Source organism: Streptomyces sp. NPDC058534 (assembly GCF_042717365.1).
Lineage (GTDB): Bacteria > Actinomycetota > Actinomycetes > Streptomycetales > Streptomycetaceae > Streptomyces.
Map to the genome: position 1 here is coordinate 52,875 of NZ_JBHXNW010000023.1, position 16,405 is coordinate 69,279.

A 16,405-nucleotide genomic window follows, 5' to 3' on the forward strand; every position below is an offset into this window, starting at 1 on the left:
CCGTGGCCCTGCTCGGCGTAGGACGACGGGTCGCCGTAGCCGCCGCCCTGCGGGTAGCCCTCGCCCCTTCCCGGTGAGTGGGAAGGGGCACTGCCGCCGAGCGGGAACCGCTGCGAGCATCGCCGCCACCTGTACACACCGCCGCCAGCGGACGGGGCCGACGGGTCCTGGACGCGGACATCGAGGCGTGCTGCGCCCCACCCCGAGGGGCGGCATCCTCTCCCCACTCCTGGCGAACATCGCCTGGTCCGCGCTCGATTCCGCATCCAGTGGCGCCGCAAGCGAGGGACGGTTCGATCGCGTGGGCAGGCCGGAGGTGCTGTCGGCGGTGCCCTGTCAGATCGCCGCGCGCCTCGCCCCATCCGCTCAGCCCACCACTGGCTCCCGCCTCACGGATGACCTTGCGTCTTCGCAGGTCAAGCGCCTGTCATGAAGCTGAGTTCAAGGTGGGACTCCTGGAACGCGTCCGAACCGGCGCATGGTCGCCCACATGGCGGCCATGCTGCCCGGGGTGCGGGTCAACGTCGACCCGGAGCCCGGTCCGGAGCGCGGCGCCTTCGCCTCACCGCCGGGGACCGGCGCGAGTCCCGGCCCGCCTTCCTGTTCTGCGGACAGCGGGCGATCACCAACCAGGCCGCCACCCGCTACCTCGCCCGGCACCAGCTCCTTCGTGCTGCTGAAGGTGGTCAACTCTCAGGCGTACGGCCCGGACGTCGTCGAACTCGTGGGGGACGTCACCCGGGCGGCGGCCAGCCCCCTGCCGACACCGGCACCGACGTCCCGCAACTCCCACCGGGCTCAGGGGGTGTGTGCAGCTGACCTTCTCCTCGCCCGCGGACGCCCTTTCGTGGTGTCCGCTGTGCCGCGCGAGCAGTGATCTCCGGCTGCACCCTGCGATTCCCCCTGTGCGTTCTTGTGCCCTGACCACTGCAACGTATCGAGACAAATGGCACACATGCCAACGACACGCACCATTCGGGCATTAGCCCCGTTTAAGGCGATTATCGGGTCGAGGATTCACGCTTCGGCGACTTCGCCGTACAGCTGCGAGAGTTCTGGCACCCCGTCCGCCGCCCACGCGTGGCCGGACGCCACCACGTCGAACTCCCGGCCGGAGGCGAGCCGGACGACGGGCTGGCCGTCGGACCGGATGGCCCAGACGGCTCCGGGGACGGTCCGCACGATCACCGTGCCGAGGTACAGACCGGCGTCGTTGCCGAGCCAGGTCTGGATCTCCTCGTCGCTGCGCCAGCGCGGGAGAACCTGGTCCAACTGCTCCAACGAGACCGCGGAGTCGTCGAGTCGGACCCCCTCCCGCAACGCCTGCGAACGCAGCAGATCACAGTCGGCGAGCAGCTCGCCGATGCCCTCGGCGTCATGCGCCCGGGGATCTTCGCGCCGCTTGCCCAGGAAGGGGAAGTTCATACCTCCACACTGTCATTCGTACCGCCCCGCGCACCACAGGGCGCGCAGGCCCGGTGCGCTCACACGCCGAGGTCGACCACGACCGGCGCGTGGTCCGAGGCGCCCTTGCCCTTGCGCTCCTCGCGGTCGACGTAGGAGTCGGTGACGGCCTTGGCGAAGGGCTCGTTCCCGTAGACCAGGTCGATGCGCATGCCGCGGTTCTTGGGGAAGCAGAGCTGGCGGTAGTCCCAGTACGTGAACGGGTGGTCGTACTTCAGCGGGCGCGGGACCACGTCGGACAGGCCGGCCCCGCGCAGGGAGGCGAGGGCGGCGCGCTCGGCGGGGGTGACGTGGGTGGCGCCCTCGTAGGCGGCGCGGTCGTAGACGTCGTCGTCGGACGGCGCGACGTTGTAGTCACCCATCACCGCGAACGGCCGGTCGCCGGTGGCGTCGCCCTCGACGGCCGCGCGCAGCGCCTCGAACCACTGGAGCTTGTAGGCGTAGTGCGGGTGGTCGACCTCGCGGCCGTTGGGCACGTAGACCGACCAGACGCGGACCGGGCCGCAGGTGGCGGAGATCGCGCGGGGCTCCTGGACGCCCTCGTAGCCCGGGTCGCCGGGCAGGCCCTTGACCACGTCGGTGAGGCCTGCGCGGGAGAGCACCGCCACCCCGTTCCACCGGCCGGTGGCGTGTACGGCGGCCTCGTAGCCCGCCTCGCGCAGCTCGTCGAAGGGGAACTGCGCCTCGGCGACCTTGGCCTCCTGGAGGCACAGCACGTCGGTGCCGCTGCTCTCCAGCCAGGCGAGGAGCCTCGGCAGGCGGGCGGTGATCGAGTTCACGTTCCAGGTCGCGATGCGCATGTCCCACAACCTACCCGGCGGCACTGACAACCCGGTCCCGGCCCGTGGGGGCCTCAGATCCGCGCGGAGTCGCCCGGGGTCAGCCGCAGGTGCTCGGCGCCGCCCAGCTCGCCGATCTGCCGGTCGTAGATCGGGCGGGCGAGGTCGGTGAGGAGCGCGTCGTGGATGTCGTAGGCGCGCTGCGGCTTCACCTCACGGACGTACTCGATGACCTCGGCGATCTTGTTCCAGGGGGCCATCACGGGGAGCATCAGCGTCTCGACCGCCTGGTCGGGGACGGTCAGCGCGTCGCCGGGGTGGAAGACCCTGCCGCCGTCCAGGAGGAAGCCGACGTTGGTGATGCGCGGGATGTCCGGGTGGATGACGGCGTGCAGCTCGCCGTGGACCTGGACGTCGAATCCGGCGGCGGTGAACGTGTCGCCGTGGCCGACGGTGTGCACGCGGCCCGGGAACGCCGCCGAGATCTTCTCCGCGACGGACTTCAGCGTCCAGATCTCGGCGGCCGGGTTGTCCTCCATCGCGGCGCGCAGCCGCCGCTCGTCGAAGTGGTCGGGGTGCTCGTGGGTGACGAGAACGGCGTCCGCGCCGAGGGCGGCGTCCTCCTCGCTGAGTCCGCCGGGGTCCAGGACGAGCGTCCGCCCGTCCTTTTCGAGGCGGACGCAGGCGTGCGACTTCTTGGTGAGCTTCATGACTCCATCCTGCCGCCTCACTCCTGGGGTGTCGTCTCCTCGCGGATGACCTGCTGCGCGACCCGGAAGGCGCTGTTCGCGGCCGGTACGCCGCAGTAGACGGCCGCCTGGAGCAGTACTTCCTTGATCTCGCCCGGGGTGAGGCCGTTGCGCAGGGCGGCCCTGAGGTGCGGCGCGAGCTGGTCCGTGTGGCCGCCGGCGACGAGGGCGGTGAGCGTGACGCAGCTGCGGGAGCGCCGGTCCAGGCCCGGCCGGTCCCAGATCTCGCCCCAGGCGTAGCGGGTGAGGAACTCCTGGAAGTCCCCCGAGAACGCGTCGGCCTGCGCGAGGGCCTGGTCGACGTGCGCGTCGCCGAGCACTTCGCGGCGGACCTTGAGCCCCGCGTCGTACGGGTCGGGCCGCCCGTGGCCCTGCCGGGGTACGGCGGCCGGCGCGATCTCGGCGATCGGCGCGGCCTGCGGCGGCGGGGCCAGGGCCGGCTGCGCCGGGGCGACGGGGGCCGGGACGGGGATCTGGCCGGTGGAGGCGGTGTCGTGCGGGGTCTGCCAGGCGGTGGTGAAGTGCCGCACCAGCAGGTCGGTGACGGCCGCGGGCTGCTCGACCGGGACCAGGTGGGAGGCGCCGGGCACGACGGCGAGGCGGGCGTCGGGGATGCCGGCGACCAGGGTGCGGGCCTCGGCGGGGCCGGTGACCTGGTCGTCGGAGCCGACGAGGACCAGGGTGGGGACGCCGACCCGGCCGAGTTCGCCGCGCACGTCGAACGCGGCGAGCGCCTCGCACGCGGCGATGTAGCAGCCGGGGTCGGTGGTCCGCACCATCTGCACGGCCCACTCGGTGATCGCGGGCTGGGCGGCGGCGTACCCGCCGGTGAACCAGCGCTCCGGCGAGCTGCGGGCGATGGGGTCGAGCCCGTTGGTGCGGACGATCACGCCACGCTGGCGGAACTCGTCGGCGGTGCCGAAACGGGGCGAGGCGGCGATCAGCGCGAGGGAGGCCAGGCGTTCGGGATGGCGCAGGGCCAGCTCCATGCCGACCGCGCCGCCGAACGCGCAGCCCGCGTAACCGAAGCGCTGCACGCCGAGTCCGTCGAGGGTGGCCAGCAGCCGCTGGGTGAGTTCGGCGACGGACCCCGCCGGACGGGCGGGGGCGCCGCCGTGCCCCGGCAGGTCGAACCGGAAGACCCGCCACTGCTGCGACAGCTCGGGCACCTGGCGGTCCCACATGTGCCATGTGGTACCCAGTGAGGGACCCAGGATCAGGACTGGGGCGTCTTCTGGCCCGTCAAAGCGGTACTGCAGCGTGTCGGTCTTGGTCTCGCTCACGGGTTCACACCTTCATCTGTCACGATCTGTCACACGCCCCCCTCCGCGAGACCTCCCCATGCCTCCGCTGCTGGAAGCAGGTCCGCCACGTCCGGCTTCACGTACCACTTCACGACGCCCGAGCATCGTACAGACGGACCCTGCGAGGACCGTTCTCGCCCATGGCAGTCGCATCGAGAGGGGGCTCGCTTCGTCTGGGCCTATTTTGTCTAGACCTATTGCCCCGCCCGTGACCCGCGGGCTACGTTTCCCGCTGCTCGGAGTCCTTCAAGTTTCCGTCAAGTCCCTTTATGGGCAAGGGTGGAAGGAGCAGTCCGCATGCAGGACCGGAGTCTTTCCAGACGAACCGTTCTCGCCTCCGCGACCGTGGTCGCCGCGGGAGCAACGGCCGTCTTGGGTGTGACGGCCACCCCCGCGGTCGCGCACCAGCGTGACCGCCGCCTCAAGAAGATCATCTCCAGGATGAGCATCGAGGCGAAGATCGGCCAGCTGTTCGTGCCGTACTTCTACGGGGCCTCGGCCACGTCCCCCAGTCAGTTCGACCAGGACCGCAACCTCAGGGAACTCGGCGTCCGCACCGTGGCCGAGCTCATCGCCAAGTACCACGTCGGCGGTGTCATCTACTTCTCCGGCTGGGCGAACAACATCCAGGACCCCCGCCAGATCGCGGACCTGACCAACGGTGTGCAGCGGGCCTCGCTGGCGCTGCCCACGCCCATCCCCTCCCTGGTCTCCATCGACCAGGAGCACGGCGCCAACGTCCGCATCGGCAGCGGCGCCACGCAGCTACCGGGTGCGATGGCGCTCGGCGCGGGCCGCTCGCTCTCCGACGCGCGCACCGCCGGCTGGATATCGGGCACCGAACTCGCCGCCCTGGGCATCCATCAGAACTTCGCCCCGGTCGCCGACGTCAACGTCAATCCGGCCAACCCCATCATCAACGTCCGCTCCTTCGGCGCCGACGCCCGCGAGGTCGGTCGCATGGTGGGCGCCCAGGTGACGGGTTACCAGCAGGCCGGCGTCGTGGCCTGCGCCAAGCACTTCCCGGGCCACGGGGACACCGGGGAGGACAGCCACACCGGTCTGCCGGTGATCACCCACACCCGAGAGGAGTGGGAGCGTATCGACGCGCCGCCCTTCCGGGCCGCGATCGCCGCCGGTGTCGACTCGATCATGACCGCGCACCTCCAGGTCCCCGCGCTCGACCCCAGCAACGAACCCGCCACCCTGTCGCCCACCATCCTCCAGGGCGTGCTGCGCGACGAACTCGGCTTCGACGGCGTGATCGTCACCGACGCCCTCAACATGCAGGGCGTGCGCACCAAGTACGGCGACGACCGCGTGCCCGTCCTCGCCCTCAAGGCCGGCGTCGACCAACTGCTCTTCCCGCCGGACATCGACGTCGCCTACAACGGCGTCCTGGCCGCCGTCCGCGGCGGAGAGATCACCGAGGACCGCCTCGACGAATCGGTCCTGCGCATCCTGCGGGTCAAGGACAGGGCCGGCCTGCTCAGCGGCAGCCCGTACGTCTCCCAGCGGCAGGTCGACCGGGTCGTCGGCGCCCGCGTGCACCGGCTCGCCGCCGCGCGGATCGCCGAGCGAACCACCACCCTGCTGGTCAACGAGGACCACGCGCTCCCGCTGCGCAGCAGGCAGCGGAAGCTGCTCGTGGTCGGCGCCAGCCCGGCCTTCCCGACCGACGACGCCCGCACGACGGTGCCCGAGCTGGCCAAGGCGTTCGACGAACTGGGCTACCGCACCACCCACCTCGCCACCGGCCGGGCGCCCGACGCCGCGAAGATCGACGAGGCCGTGGCCGCCGCGCGGGGACGGGACGCGGTGGTGGTCACCACCGACAACGTCGGTGCCACCAGCGCCCAGCGCACCCTGGTGTCCCGCCTGCTCGCGACGGGCGTCCCCGTCGTCCACCTCGCGGTGCGCAACCCCTACGACATCGCCCACCTCGGCGACGTCCCGGCCGCACTGGCCTCCTACTGCTGGACCGAGGTCGAACTGCGCGCCGCGGCCCGGGTGATCGCCGGCCGGGTCGGACCGCGCGGCAGGCTGCCCGTGCCCGTCCAGCGGGCCGACGACCCGGCCAAGGTCCTCTTCCGCACCGGGCACGGCTTGTCGTACGACGACTGACGTCCGCGTCTGCACAACGGGTCAGCCCGCCGCGCCGTCGAGGAGGCGGCTGAAGCGGAGCCGCAGGGCCCGTTCCGTGCTGGCCGTCACCGTGATGAGTCCGACCATGGTGTTGCCCCAGGCCGACAGGTCGACGGGCGCGGTGAAGGTCCCGCCGACGTGCCGGGCGATTTCCTCCGGGCGGGTGAGCTGTTCGGCGAGCTGTGTGAGGACGAGGAACAGGCCGGCCAGGAGGACGGCCGTAGAGAGGAAGCCGATGCCGCGGCTCAGCGCGGGGTGCTTGCGGTCGAAGTGGGCGCGGCGCCCTTCCGCCGAGTCGCGGTCGGGGACGAGTTGGTACTCGGCCCCGGCGTCGGTGACGTAGTGGCAGCGCTTGAGCCCGAACTCGCTCCTCCTCACCTCCACGACGCCGCCCGGGACAGGGAAGGCGGCGGGGAGCCGCGACTCGGCGTGCTGCCTGCCGTCGAGGTACAGCTGGGCCCTGACCCTGCCGGAGTCGTCGCTCTTCCAGTGCCTGACCTCGACGGCGTAGACGCTCCGGCCGTCGTCGTCGTTCGGCAGCCGGAGGTAGAACAGGGCGCGGAACGGCAACTGCCACCAACGGAAACGCTTCAGCGCCCGCCCGTCCCCGGGCTCGACCCGCCGCACGGCCCGCCGACGGCGCACGTCCTCGAACATGCCTGCCACTCCTTCTGCTCGCTCGGCTCGCGCTGCTCTTCGGTTGTCCCGGCGCAGCATGTAGGAGTCTGTTCGTCTGGCGCGGGCCGCACATCGGCCCGGTGGTCCGGAACGTCTTGGACCACGGGCGAGGCAGGGATTCGACTTTGGTCCAGGGCGCCTCAGTCCTCGGGCTGAGTCACCGGACGCACGGCTTCGCGATAATGGCCAGGTGAACATGGACGTCGCGCCACGGCTCGGGTGGTGGCAGCAGACCTGGCGGCTGACGGCGGCCGCGGCCCTGGGCCTGGTGGCCTGGGTCTCCACCGGTGTGGCGGTGTCGAAGGGGCCGGCGGGCGAAGCGGGCTCGTGGTTCCTCATCGGTGATCCGCTGGTGGCCCTCGGCTGTCTGACGGCGCTCGTCTGGCGGCGGCGGTTCCCGCTCGCCGTCGCGCTGGCGGTGTCGGTCGCCTCGACCACGTCGGCGTTCGCCACCGGCGCCGCGCTCGTGGCGCTGGGCTCGATCTCCACCCGTCGTCGTCCGGTGGAGATCGGGGTCGTGGTGCCGGCCTACGTGGCCGCGTCCCAGTTCGCCGTCCAGCTCTACCCGGTCGAGAGCCCGCCCGGCTCGTTCTGGTTCCAACTCGTGTCGCCGGCCCTGACCGCGGGCATCGCGGTGGCGATGGGCATGGCTGTGGGGGCGCGGCGCGTCGAGGTGCGGTCCCTGCGGGAGCGGGCGGAGAGCGCGGAGCGGGAACAGTCCGCGCGGGCGGCGCAGACGCGGGCCCTGGAACGCAACCGGATCGCCCGCGAGATGCACGACGTCCTCGCGCACCGGATCTCCCTGGTCGCCATGCAGGCCGGAGTGCTGGACCACCGCCGAGATCTCAAGGCCGAGGAGAACCGCGTGCTGGTCCGTGGCATCGCCGAGGGGTCCCATCTCGCCCTGGAGGAGCTACGGGACGTCCTCGGCGTGCTCCGGGCCGACCCCGGTCTCCCGGAACCGCCGCAGCCCTCGCTGGAGGGCATCCCCGACCTGGTGGCCGACGCCCGCGCGTCCGGACTGGACGTCACGCTCGCCGGCACCGTGACGGGGACGCCGCCCGACCTCGTCGGTCGCACCTGCTACCGGGTCGTCCAGGAGGGGCTGACCAACGCCGCCAAACACGCCCCGGACGCGCGCATCCGCATCGAGCTGGAGGGGGCGCCGGGCAACAGCCTCCGGGTGGGCGTGCGCAACTCCCCGTCGACCGCGCGGGCCGCGAAGCCGCCGTCGTCGGGGTTCGGCCTGCTCGGCCTCGGCGAACGGGTCGACCTCGCCGGCGGAGAGCTGCGCCATCACCGCACACCGGACGACGGATACCTCCTCACCGCACAGCTACCCTGGCCGAACCCCACGCACGAAAAGAGAGCATGAGTGGACAGCGACAGCGAGCGGGAGCCGGTGCGGGTCGTCATCGTCGACGACGAACAACTGGTGCGTATGGCGCTGCGGCTCGTCATCGACGGCGAACCGGACCTGACCGTCGTCGCGGAGGCGGCCGACGGCGACACCGCGATCGCCGTGGTGGACGAACAGCGGCCGGACGTCGTGCTGATGGACGTGCGGATGCCCGGCCGTGACGGGCTCAGCGCGACCCGGGAGCTGCTCACCCGGCCGGCGCCGCCGCGGGTGCTGATCCTGACCACGTTCGACTCCGACGACCTCGTGCTCGGCGCCCTGCGCACCGGAGCGCTCGGGTTCGTCCTCAAGGGCACCCAGCCGCCGCAGCTTCTCGACGCGGTGCGGGCGGTCGCGGACGGCAATCCCGTGCTGTCTCCGGCTGCCACGGCCCGGGTGATCGCCGCGGCCACCGGTCCGCAGTCCTCGCACGTCCGCGACTCCTCTCGCGACGCCGCGCGGAAGCAGCTGGCCACGCTGACCGAACGGGAACTCGACACTGCCCGGGCCATCGCGGACGGGCTGGGCAACCCGGAGATCGCCCGGCGGCTGCACATCAGCGTGGCGACGGTCAAGGCGCACACGGGCAGTCTGTTCGCCAAGCTGGCGGTCGAGAACCGGGTGCAGATCGCCCTTCTGGTGCGTGACGCCGAGGGGTGACCCCTCTGTCGGCCGGTCAGGGGTCGTCGGATCCGCCCAGGCCGGTGAGGGCGCCCACCGGGTCGAGGTCGGGGGTGCCGCGCGGCCACCAGTCCTCCCGGCCGGGCTCGGACTCGTACGCGTACCAGAGTCCCGACCGGCCGAGCCGGAGCTGGACGTGGCCGACAGGGTGGGTGAGGCGGTTGCGCCAGGGCCGGAACGCGGGGAGGTCGGCGGCGAGCAGCAGGGGGCGGGCGCGGTCGAAGCGGCCGGCCGGCGGGTCCCAGGCTTCCTCCAGGACGTCCAGGCCGTCCGGCCCGCCCTGTCGCCAGGCCGCCACGGCGCGGGCCAGGTCGATCTGGTCCCGGCCGGCCGCGCCGGCCAGGGAGGCGTAGAGCGCCCGGGTGCCGGCGGTGAGACCGGAGCCGGGGCGGGCCGCCGCGAGGCGGGCGGCGTCCTGCCACAGCGTCAGCCCGCCCACCGGGTCACGGCCGGTGCTGAGCAGGGCGTGGGCGCGAGCGGCGGCGTCGGTGGCCAGCTGGTCCAGCGCGAAGGGGTCGGGTCCGCCCGGTGCCGCCGGGTAGGCCGGGGGCTGCTCGGGATGCGGGGGTGGAGGGAGGGCGGCCGGGAGGGGCGGGAGAGGCCGCGTGTCCAGTGCCGCACTGGCCCGGACGCCGGGCAGCGGCGCCGGTCCGCGGTCCTGGGCGGCACGCGCGGCACGGGCCGCGTTCAGCCGGGACAGGGCGTCGAGCAGCGCGCGTTCCCCCCGGCCGCGGAGCAGGAGCAGGACGAAGGGGTCGGCGTCGAGCAGCCGCGCCGTCTGGTAGCAGAGCGCGGCGGCGTGTTTGCAGGGGTGCCCCGAGTCGGGGCAACTGCACCGGGGCGCGAGGTCGCCGGGGCCGGGGAGCAGCGGCACCCCGCAGTCGGCCAGGGAGTGGGGCAGCTCCCCGTCGAGGAGCGCGGCGATGTGTCCGGGCCGCTCGACGGCGGCGTCCAGGAACCGCCGCCAGTCGTCGTCGCCCAGCGTGCGCAACCGCACCTGCACCCGGTACGGCCGCGGCCGGCTGCCCTGTACGTAGGCGAGGACCAGGCCGGGCGTCACGGTGATGGCGTCGACGTGCCCCCGCTCGGCATAGCCACGTCCGCGGGCCAGCCGGGCCGCGTCCAGGGCGCCTTCCTCCAGCGCGGCCACCCACGCGTTCCCCCACCAGGTCACGGCGAGGCCCTCGTCCGTCGCGTGGGGCGGGAGCGCGGGGAAGGTGCGGCGGAGGTCGCCGTCGCGGTCCGGGGCGGCCATCGAGCGGGGGGTGGTGCGGGGGGTCGCGAACGGGGTGGACGGGGCGGACGTGGCGGAGGCCCGCTCCCGCCGCGAGGACACCGCGTCGCTGTGCGGTGGCGGGTCGTGGCGCGGTGGCGGGTCGTGGCGCGGTGGCGTCAGGTGCCGGAACGGCCGTGGCTCGTACGACGACGCGGCCGAGGGTTGGGATTCCTGGTCGGACGGCGAGCCCTCGGCGGGGTCCGGTGTCCGTGCCTCGACGGCGGGCGTGCGGGGCGGTTCGTCGGCCGGCCCGCCCGGCGTTCCCGGTCCTTCGGGTGCTGCCGAGGGCGGGGCGTCGTCCTCCTCCGGGTCCGTCTCCGGTGGCAGTCGGAAGGCGTCCGCGGCGAAGTCCCGTACGGCACGGGCGCGGGAACGGGCGTCGGCGGTGCACGGATCGCCCGCGGTGGGCCGGGGGTGCCGGGGCGGGGCCGGGCGTCGCGGGGTGCCCGACGCTTCCTTGCTCGCGGTGTCCGCGCGCGCCTGTCGCCGCGCCGCACGCAGGGCCTCCCGTGCCACGTCCGCCGGGCGGCTGTCGCCTGCTTCCGGGGTGTTGGGGGCGGTGGTGGGTGACGAGCCGTCAGGACGGGTCGGGGCGGCGGGGCGGGGCGGGTCCCCGGGGTCGTCCGTGCGGTCGGACGGGGTTTCGCGGGTGGTCCCCTCGGGCGCCCGGGTGTCGTCGTCCGCCTCCGCGTGCCGTGCGGTCCGGGTGCCGCGCAGCGCCGCGCGCGCGATGTCACCGGGGCGCGGAGGGCGGTCCCGGTCTCGGTCCCGGGCCTGGTCCCGGTCATGCTGCCGCGCGGGCTCGCGGACCGAGGTGCCGGGCTCCGGCTCGGTGACGGCAGCGGTGCCGGTCTCGGAGCCGGTGTCCGTCGGGGTGTCCGTTGTCGTCTCGCCGCGCAGTCGGGCCTCGCGCAGGGCGCGGCGGGCCTCGTCGGCGGGGCGGGGGGTCATGACGGCCTCCGCAGGGACACCAGGTCGGACAGTTCACGGGCCGTCAGCTCGGTGAGGGCCGACTCGCCGGAGCCGAGGATCGCGTCGGCCAGGGCGCGCTTGGACTGGAGCATCTCGGCGATGCGGTCCTCGACCGTGCCCTCGGTGATGAGGCGGTGCACCTGGACCGGCTGGGTCTGGCCGATGCGGTAGGCGCGGTCGGTGGCCTGCTCCTCGACGGCCGGGTTCCACCAGCGGTCGAAGTGCACGACGTGGCCCGCGCGGGTGAGGTTCAGGCCGGTGCCGGCGGCCTTGAGGGACAGGACGAGGACCGGCGTCGCGCCGCTCTGGAAGCGGTCCACCATGCGTTCGCGCTCGGGCACCGGCGTGCCGCCGTGGAGGAGGTCGACGGGGACCGCGCGGGCGGCCAGGTGGGAGGTGATGAGGCGGGCCATGCCGACGTACTGCGTGAAGACGAGCGCCGATCCGTCCTCCGCGAGCAGCGTGTCCAACAGCTCGTCCAGCAGGGCGAGTTTCCCCGAGCGGGCGGCCATGCGGTCGGCATCGCCCACACCCGTGGCGCCCGGCGGGTGCTCCTCCTTCAGGAAGAGCGCGGGATGGTCGCAGATCTGCTTGAGCGAGGTCAGGAGCTTGAGGACGAGACCGCGACGGCCGATGCCCTCGGCCTCCTCGATGGCGAGCATCGACTCGCGCACCACCGCCTCGTACAGCGCGGCCTGTTCGCGGGTGAGGGGGACGGGGTGGTCCGTCTCCGTCTTCGGCGGCAGCTCGGGGACGATGCCCGGGTCGGACTTCTTGCGGCGGAGCAGGAAGGGGCGGATCAGGCGGGCGAGGCGCGCCACCGCCTGGTCGTCCTCGCCGTTCTCCACCGCGCGCGCGTGGCGGGCGCGGAAGGACTTCAGGGGGCCGAGGAGTCCGGGGGTGGTCCAGTCGAGCAGTGCCCACAGCTCGGAGAGGTTGTTCTCCACCGGTGTGCCGGTCAGGGCCACCCGCGCGGGGGACGGGATGGTGCGCAGGGCCTTCGCCGTCGCCGAGTACGGGTTCTTGACGTGCTGTGCCTCGTCGGCGACGACCATGCCCCAGGGCCGCTCGGCGAGGGCCGGGGCGACGGACCGCATCGTGCCGTACGTGGTGAGCACGAAACCGCCGGCCAGGTCGTCCAGGGTGCGGTCGGCGCCGTGGAAGCGGCGGACGGGGACGCCGGGCGCGAAGCGGGTGATCTCCCGCTGCCAGTTGCCCAGCAGTGAGGCCGGGCAGACCACCAGGGTCGGCTCGGTCCGGGCCCGTTTCAGGTGCAGGGCGATGACGGTGACCGTCTTGCCGAGGCCCATGTCGTCGGCGAGGCAGCCGCCGAGGCCGAGGGAGGTCATGAGGTCGAGCCAGGCGAGTCCGCGCAGCTGGTAGTCGCGGAGGGTGGCGTGCAGGCCGGGCGGCGGTTCGGCGGGGTGTACGCCTGCGGTGAGCCGGTCGCGCAGGGCGGCCAGCGCGCCGACCGGCACCACGTCGACGGTCTCGCCGTCGGCCTCCGCGCTGCCGGTGAGGGCGACGGAGAGGGCGTCGACCGGGTCGAGCAGGCCCAGGTCGCGCTTGCGGGCCCGGTGGACGAGCGCCGGGTCGACCAGCACCCACCGGTCACGGAGCCGGACGACCGGGCGGTGGGCCTCCGCGAGGGTGTCCATCTCGGCCTCGGTGAGCGGGTCGCCGCCGATGGCCAGCTGCCAGCGGAACTGGAGGAGGTCCTCGCTCTCGAAGAATCCCGTGCCGTCCGTCGCCGAGCCCGGCGCGGTCCTGACCACCGCGGTCGCGGTGAGGTCCTGCGCGAGGTCGCGGGGCCAGTGCACGGCGACCCCGGCGGCGGCGAGCCGCCCCGCCGCCACGCCCAGCAGGTCGGTGACCTCCTCCTCGGACAGCCCCAGGACGTCGGGCACGTCCTGGTCGGTGAGGCGGTCGAGAGGCGGCCAGACCCGCGCCGCGCGTCGCACCCCGAGGGCGGCGTCCACACGCGCGCGGGGGCCGAACGCCGCGTCGGCCTCCCCCGACCACAGATCCGCGGCGTCGGCGACGAGGGTGGGGTCGGCGAGGCTGTGCACCTGGACGATCGCGGCCCCCGCGCTGCGCACCCCGCCGCCGCTGCCTCCCCCCTCGCCGGCGGCGACGTTCCCGTCGAAGAGGTCGTACGCGGACAGGTCCAGGCGGAGCGAGATCCGCACGCCCGCGTCCATTCCGGCGGCGACCTCGGCGGCCCAGTCGTGGGCGCCGGGCAGGCGCTGGGCCGCGCGAGCGGCGAAGGGGCGGCCCGAGGCGTGGGGTGCGGCCGGGGTGCGGGGCAGGGTGTCGGCGACGGCGTCCAGGAAGGCGCGGACCAGTGCCTCCGGCTCCGGCAGCCGGATCGGGCCCGGGCCGTCCAGCGGCACCGCGTGGCCCTCCGGGGGCAGGGCGGCGGCCACGGCCCGCAGGTGCGCGATGTCATCGGGGTCCAGCGGTCCGGCGCGCCAGGCGTCGTGCCCGGTCGCGGTGAGGCCGGGCAGCAGCCTGCCGCGCGCGGTGAGCCGCAGGGCGTGCAGGGCCGCCGCTCCCCAGCACGCGGTCGCCGGGTGGGCGGCCGGGTCGTGCCGGGCCCGCACCAGCAGCGGCAGGGCCTCGCCCAGCGGCAACGACAACGCGGGCGTCGTCCCGCGCCGCACCCCGGCGCCGTGCCGCCGGACGACCGTGAGTTCCGTGAGCCCGGCCGGGCGGGTGCCGTCGGCGGCGTGCGGCTCGGGCGCGGTGCCGTCGCTCGGGGGCCCGGCTGCCGAGCCCTCGTCCGGTGTCGAGGCGTACGCGGAGAAGGTGTCGCCGTCCTGGCGCTGCCCCGGGTCCCAGAAGGCGATCCGCGCGTCGCGCGGAAGGGGTGCGGGCAGGAAGACGGCCGCCAGCCGGAGCGGGACGGACGGTGCGGGGCCCTGCCGCCCGCTCGTCTCCCGCCGCTCCCCCGCCCGCCCGGAGACGCTTGTGTCCGCCACGGCCATGTCGCCCATACGTCCTGTCACCTCCCGCCCGTGTGCCCGATCAGCTGTCTTCGACTCTACGGGCGGGGTCTGACAATCGGTCCCGGCCGGCCGCCGGGCGCGTGCGGTGTGCGTGCGGGGTCAGGGAACGGTGCGCGAGACGACGTACACCATCGGATAGTCCGGGTCGTCCAGGTCCACGACGACGTCCTGGGTCGGTGCCGGGTTCCGCTGCTCGTTGACCACGCCCCACCAGGTGCTGGACGCGCGGAAGTTCCAACCGGTGACCCGCTGGGCCCGGTCGCTGATGGCGATCTTGTCCTTCTCCAGCGCGTCCCGGTCGATGCCCAGGCCGGCCAGGAAGGCGTCCAGACCGGCATTGGTGGTCTGGAACTGGACGTAGAGTCGGCTGGTCTTCCAGTTGTTCGTCTCGTAGTACGCGATCTTTTCGGAGGGCACCGGGACCGGCAGCTCGTAGATGCGGCGCTGTAGCTTGGACGGCCAGCCCCGGGTCATGCCGGTCGCGGCGTACTTCGCCTCCTTCTCCCGGCCGCTGTCGCGGCTCTGGTTGGCGGAGATCACGAGGTAGCCGGCGGGGATGCCGATGAGCAGCACGATGGTGAGCAGCGTCAGCGCACGGCGCCGGATCATGTGCCGGCGGTCCTCGGCCTGCGGCCCGTGTTCCTCCGGGGTTCCGGTCCGGTGGGGCAGGGTCTCGGTCACAGCGACTCCCCGGAGGTGCGTCGGGCCTCGGCGTACCGCTCGTAGCGCTCGTAGCGCTCCACGCGGCGCCGCTTGGCGCGGCGGAACCGGCGGGCCACCAGACGGGCCAGGTCGGCGGCGCCCACCATGCCGGCCTCGGGGCCCAGCTGGGCGCGGACGATGCGGGCCTCGGGGCGGTAGCCGCGGCCGGTGAGCTGGCGTTTGAAGGCATCGCGCGCGGGAACGATGAGCAGGTCGTCCGCGGCGCTGACCCCGCCGCCGATCACGAAGCAGGACGGGTCGAGGGCGGCAGCGAGGTTGGCGATGCCGACGCCGAGCCACTGCCCGATGTCCTGGAGCAGTTCGACGCACATGGCGTCGCCGTCGCGGGCCAGCTCGGTGATCATCGGGCCGGTGATGTCGCCGATGCTGCCCTTGACGTGCTCGATGATCCCGTACGCCACCGGCGAGTCGGCCGCGGCCAGCTCGCGGGCCTCCCTGACCAGGGCGTTGCCGGAGCTGTACTGCTCCCAGCAGCCGCGGTTGCCGCACGGGCAGCGGTGGCCGCCGGGCACCACCTGCATGTGCCCGAACTCACCGGCGACCCCGTACTTGCCCCGCTTGACCTGGCCGTCCTCCAGGATCGCGCCGCCGATGCCGGTGCCGAGCGTGATCATGACCAGGTGGTCCTCGCCGCGGCCGGCACCGAAGCGCCACTCGGCCCAGGCGGCGGTGTTGGCGTCGTTGTCCACCAGGACGGGGACCGCGAGGCGGCCGGCGATGCGGTCGCGCAGCGGCTCGTTGCGCCAGGACAGGTGGGGGGCGAACAGCACGCGGCTGCGGTCGGCGTCGACCCAGCCGGCCGCACCGATGCCGACGGCGTGCACGTCGTGCCGGTCGGAGAGGTCCAGGACCAGCTCGACAATGGTGTCCTCGACCACTTTGGGGCTCTTGGACTTGTCCGGGGTCTCCGTGCGCAGGCGCTCCAGGATGTTGCCGTCGGCGTCGACGACACCCGCCATGACTTTCGTGCCGCCGATGTCGATGCCGACCGTGGGCACGCGGGGTGCCGTCAGGTGCGAGCGGCGTTCCCTCGTGCCCACGGTGCGCAGGACCGGGGCGCGGCGGGATCCGATGGGGGCGGTGAAGTCGCGGTAGGTGCTCATCGGGTGCGATTGTGCCGCACGCTCACGCTGGGTGCCGAATGGGACAGGGGGTGGGGCGGACGGTTCGTTGCCGGGTGCGGGTGCGTTGTGGCTGGTCGCGCTCACGCGGCGGAGCCGCACATGA

At 73.7% G+C, this 16,405-nt stretch carries 12 protein-coding genes and 1 pseudogene; 4 read left to right on the forward strand and 9 right to left on the reverse strand.

Annotation, left to right across the window (positions count from 1 at the left end):
* Positions 1-457 precede the first annotated feature (457 nt).
* A pseudogene (locus ACFWR9_RS16705) lies at positions 458-802 on the forward strand (hypothetical protein); the annotation flags it as partial.
* 215 nt (positions 803-1,017) lie between these two features.
* Here the strand turns inward: ACFWR9_RS16705 and ACFWR9_RS16710 are convergent.
* The 4 genes from ACFWR9_RS16710 to pcaC are packed head-to-tail and all read right to left on the reverse strand — an operon-like array spanning position 1,018 to position 4,275.
* Entirely contained in the window at positions 1,018-1,425 is a 408-nt protein-coding gene (locus ACFWR9_RS16710) for a DUF6278 family protein (protein ID WP_383842025.1), read from the reverse strand.
* A gap of 59 nt (positions 1,426-1,484) precedes the next feature.
* On the reverse strand, positions 1,485-2,264 hold the full coding sequence (locus ACFWR9_RS16715; protein ID WP_383842028.1) for an exodeoxyribonuclease III: 780 nt from the start codon (positions 2,262-2,264) through the stop codon (positions 1,485-1,487).
* A 53-nt stretch (positions 2,265-2,317) separates the two neighbouring features.
* Entirely contained in the window at positions 2,318-2,953 is a 636-nt protein-coding gene (locus tag ACFWR9_RS16720) for an MBL fold metallo-hydrolase (protein WP_383842031.1), read from the reverse strand.
* A 17-nt stretch (positions 2,954-2,970) separates the two neighbouring features.
* Positions 2,971-4,275: a 4-carboxymuconolactone decarboxylase gene (pcaC, locus tag ACFWR9_RS16725; protein ID WP_383842033.1), complete on the reverse strand. Its 1,305-nt coding sequence runs from the start codon at positions 4,273-4,275 to the stop codon at positions 2,971-2,973.
* Positions 4,276-4,593: 318 nt separating this feature from the next.
* Here pcaC and ACFWR9_RS16730 point away from each other — a divergent pair, with 318 nt between their 5' ends.
* On the forward strand, positions 4,594-6,420 hold the full coding sequence (locus ACFWR9_RS16730) for a glycoside hydrolase family 3 protein (RefSeq protein ID WP_383842036.1): 1,827 nt from the start codon (positions 4,594-4,596) through the stop codon (positions 6,418-6,420).
* A gap of 21 nt (positions 6,421-6,441) precedes the next feature.
* Here ACFWR9_RS16730 and ACFWR9_RS16735 read toward each other — a convergent pair whose 3' ends face one another.
* Positions 6,442-7,098: a hypothetical protein gene (locus ACFWR9_RS16735; RefSeq protein ID WP_383842039.1), complete on the reverse strand. Its 657-nt coding sequence runs from the start codon at positions 7,096-7,098 to the stop codon at positions 6,442-6,444.
* Between the two features lie 217 nt (positions 7,099-7,315).
* On the opposite strand from ACFWR9_RS16735, the gene ACFWR9_RS16740 reads away from it, so the two are divergent.
* Together ACFWR9_RS16740 and ACFWR9_RS16745 are read left to right on the forward strand one after the other, a co-directional pair.
* Complete coding sequence (locus ACFWR9_RS16740) at positions 7,316-8,494, forward strand: sensor histidine kinase (protein ID WP_383842177.1); 1,179 nt, start codon at positions 7,316-7,318, stop codon at positions 8,492-8,494.
* The gene (locus ACFWR9_RS16745; RefSeq protein ID WP_383842042.1) at positions 8,495-9,178 is read left to right on the forward strand and encodes a response regulator; all 684 of its coding nucleotides are present in this window, start codon (positions 8,495-8,497) and stop codon (positions 9,176-9,178) included.
* 16 nt (positions 9,179-9,194) lie between these two features.
* Here the strand turns inward: ACFWR9_RS16745 and ACFWR9_RS16750 are convergent, their stop codons facing one another.
* The 4 genes from ACFWR9_RS16750 to ACFWR9_RS16765 all read right to left on the reverse strand — a co-directional run bounded on the left by ACFWR9_RS16750 (position 9,195) and on the right by ACFWR9_RS16765 (position 16,281).
* Positions 9,195-11,426 (reverse strand): SWIM zinc finger family protein, encoded by a 2,232-nt coding sequence (locus ACFWR9_RS16750; protein WP_383842045.1) that lies wholly within the window; start codon positions 11,424-11,426, stop codon positions 9,195-9,197.
* Entirely contained in the window at positions 11,423-14,443 is a 3,021-nt protein-coding gene (locus ACFWR9_RS16755; protein ID WP_383842048.1) for an SNF2-related protein, read from the reverse strand. The genes ACFWR9_RS16750 and ACFWR9_RS16755 overlap by 4 nt, the downstream gene beginning before the upstream one ends.
* 111 nt (positions 14,444-14,554) lie before the next feature.
* Positions 14,555-15,136: a sugar kinase gene (locus ACFWR9_RS16760; protein WP_383842050.1), complete on the reverse strand. Its 582-nt coding sequence runs from the start codon at positions 15,134-15,136 to the stop codon at positions 14,555-14,557.
* The gene (locus ACFWR9_RS16765; RefSeq protein ID WP_383842053.1) at positions 15,133-16,281 is read right to left on the reverse strand and encodes an ROK family glucokinase; all 1,149 of its coding nucleotides are present in this window, start codon (positions 16,279-16,281) and stop codon (positions 15,133-15,135) included. Before ACFWR9_RS16765 ends, ACFWR9_RS16760 begins: the two co-directional genes overlap by 4 nt.
* Between the last annotated feature and the right edge of the window lie 124 nt (positions 16,282-16,405).

What these genes read in the sequence shown, in the direction of transcription:
- ACFWR9_RS16765 (WP_383842053.1), bottom strand. Translation starts at nt 16,281, where the DNA reads ATGAGCACCTACCGCGACTTCACCGCCCCCATCGGATCCCGCCGCGCC.
- ACFWR9_RS16715 (WP_383842028.1), bottom strand. Translation starts at nt 2,264, where the DNA reads ATGCGCATCGCGACCTGGAACGTGAACTCGATCACCGCCCGCCTGCCG.
- ACFWR9_RS16740 (WP_383842177.1), top strand. Translation starts at nt 7,316, where the DNA reads ATGGACGTCGCGCCACGGCTCGGGTGGTGGCAGCAGACCTGGCGGCTG.
- ACFWR9_RS16750 (WP_383842045.1), bottom strand. Translation starts at nt 11,426, where the DNA reads ATGACCCCCCGCCCCGCCGACGAGGCCCGCCGCGCCCTGCGCGAGGCC.
- ACFWR9_RS16735 (WP_383842039.1), bottom strand. Translation starts at nt 7,098, where the DNA reads ATGTTCGAGGACGTGCGCCGTCGGCGGGCCGTGCGGCGGGTCGAGCCC.
- ACFWR9_RS16720 (WP_383842031.1), bottom strand. Translation starts at nt 2,953, where the DNA reads ATGAAGCTCACCAAGAAGTCGCACGCCTGCGTCCGCCTCGAAAAGGAC.
- ACFWR9_RS16710 (WP_383842025.1), bottom strand. Translation starts at nt 1,425, where the DNA reads ATGAACTTCCCCTTCCTGGGCAAGCGGCGCGAAGATCCCCGGGCGCAT.
- ACFWR9_RS16730 (WP_383842036.1), top strand. Translation starts at nt 4,594, where the DNA reads ATGCAGGACCGGAGTCTTTCCAGACGAACCGTTCTCGCCTCCGCGACC.
- ACFWR9_RS16755 (WP_383842048.1), bottom strand. Translation starts at nt 14,443, where the DNA reads ATGGGCGACATGGCCGTGGCGGACACAAGCGTCTCCGGGCGGGCGGGG.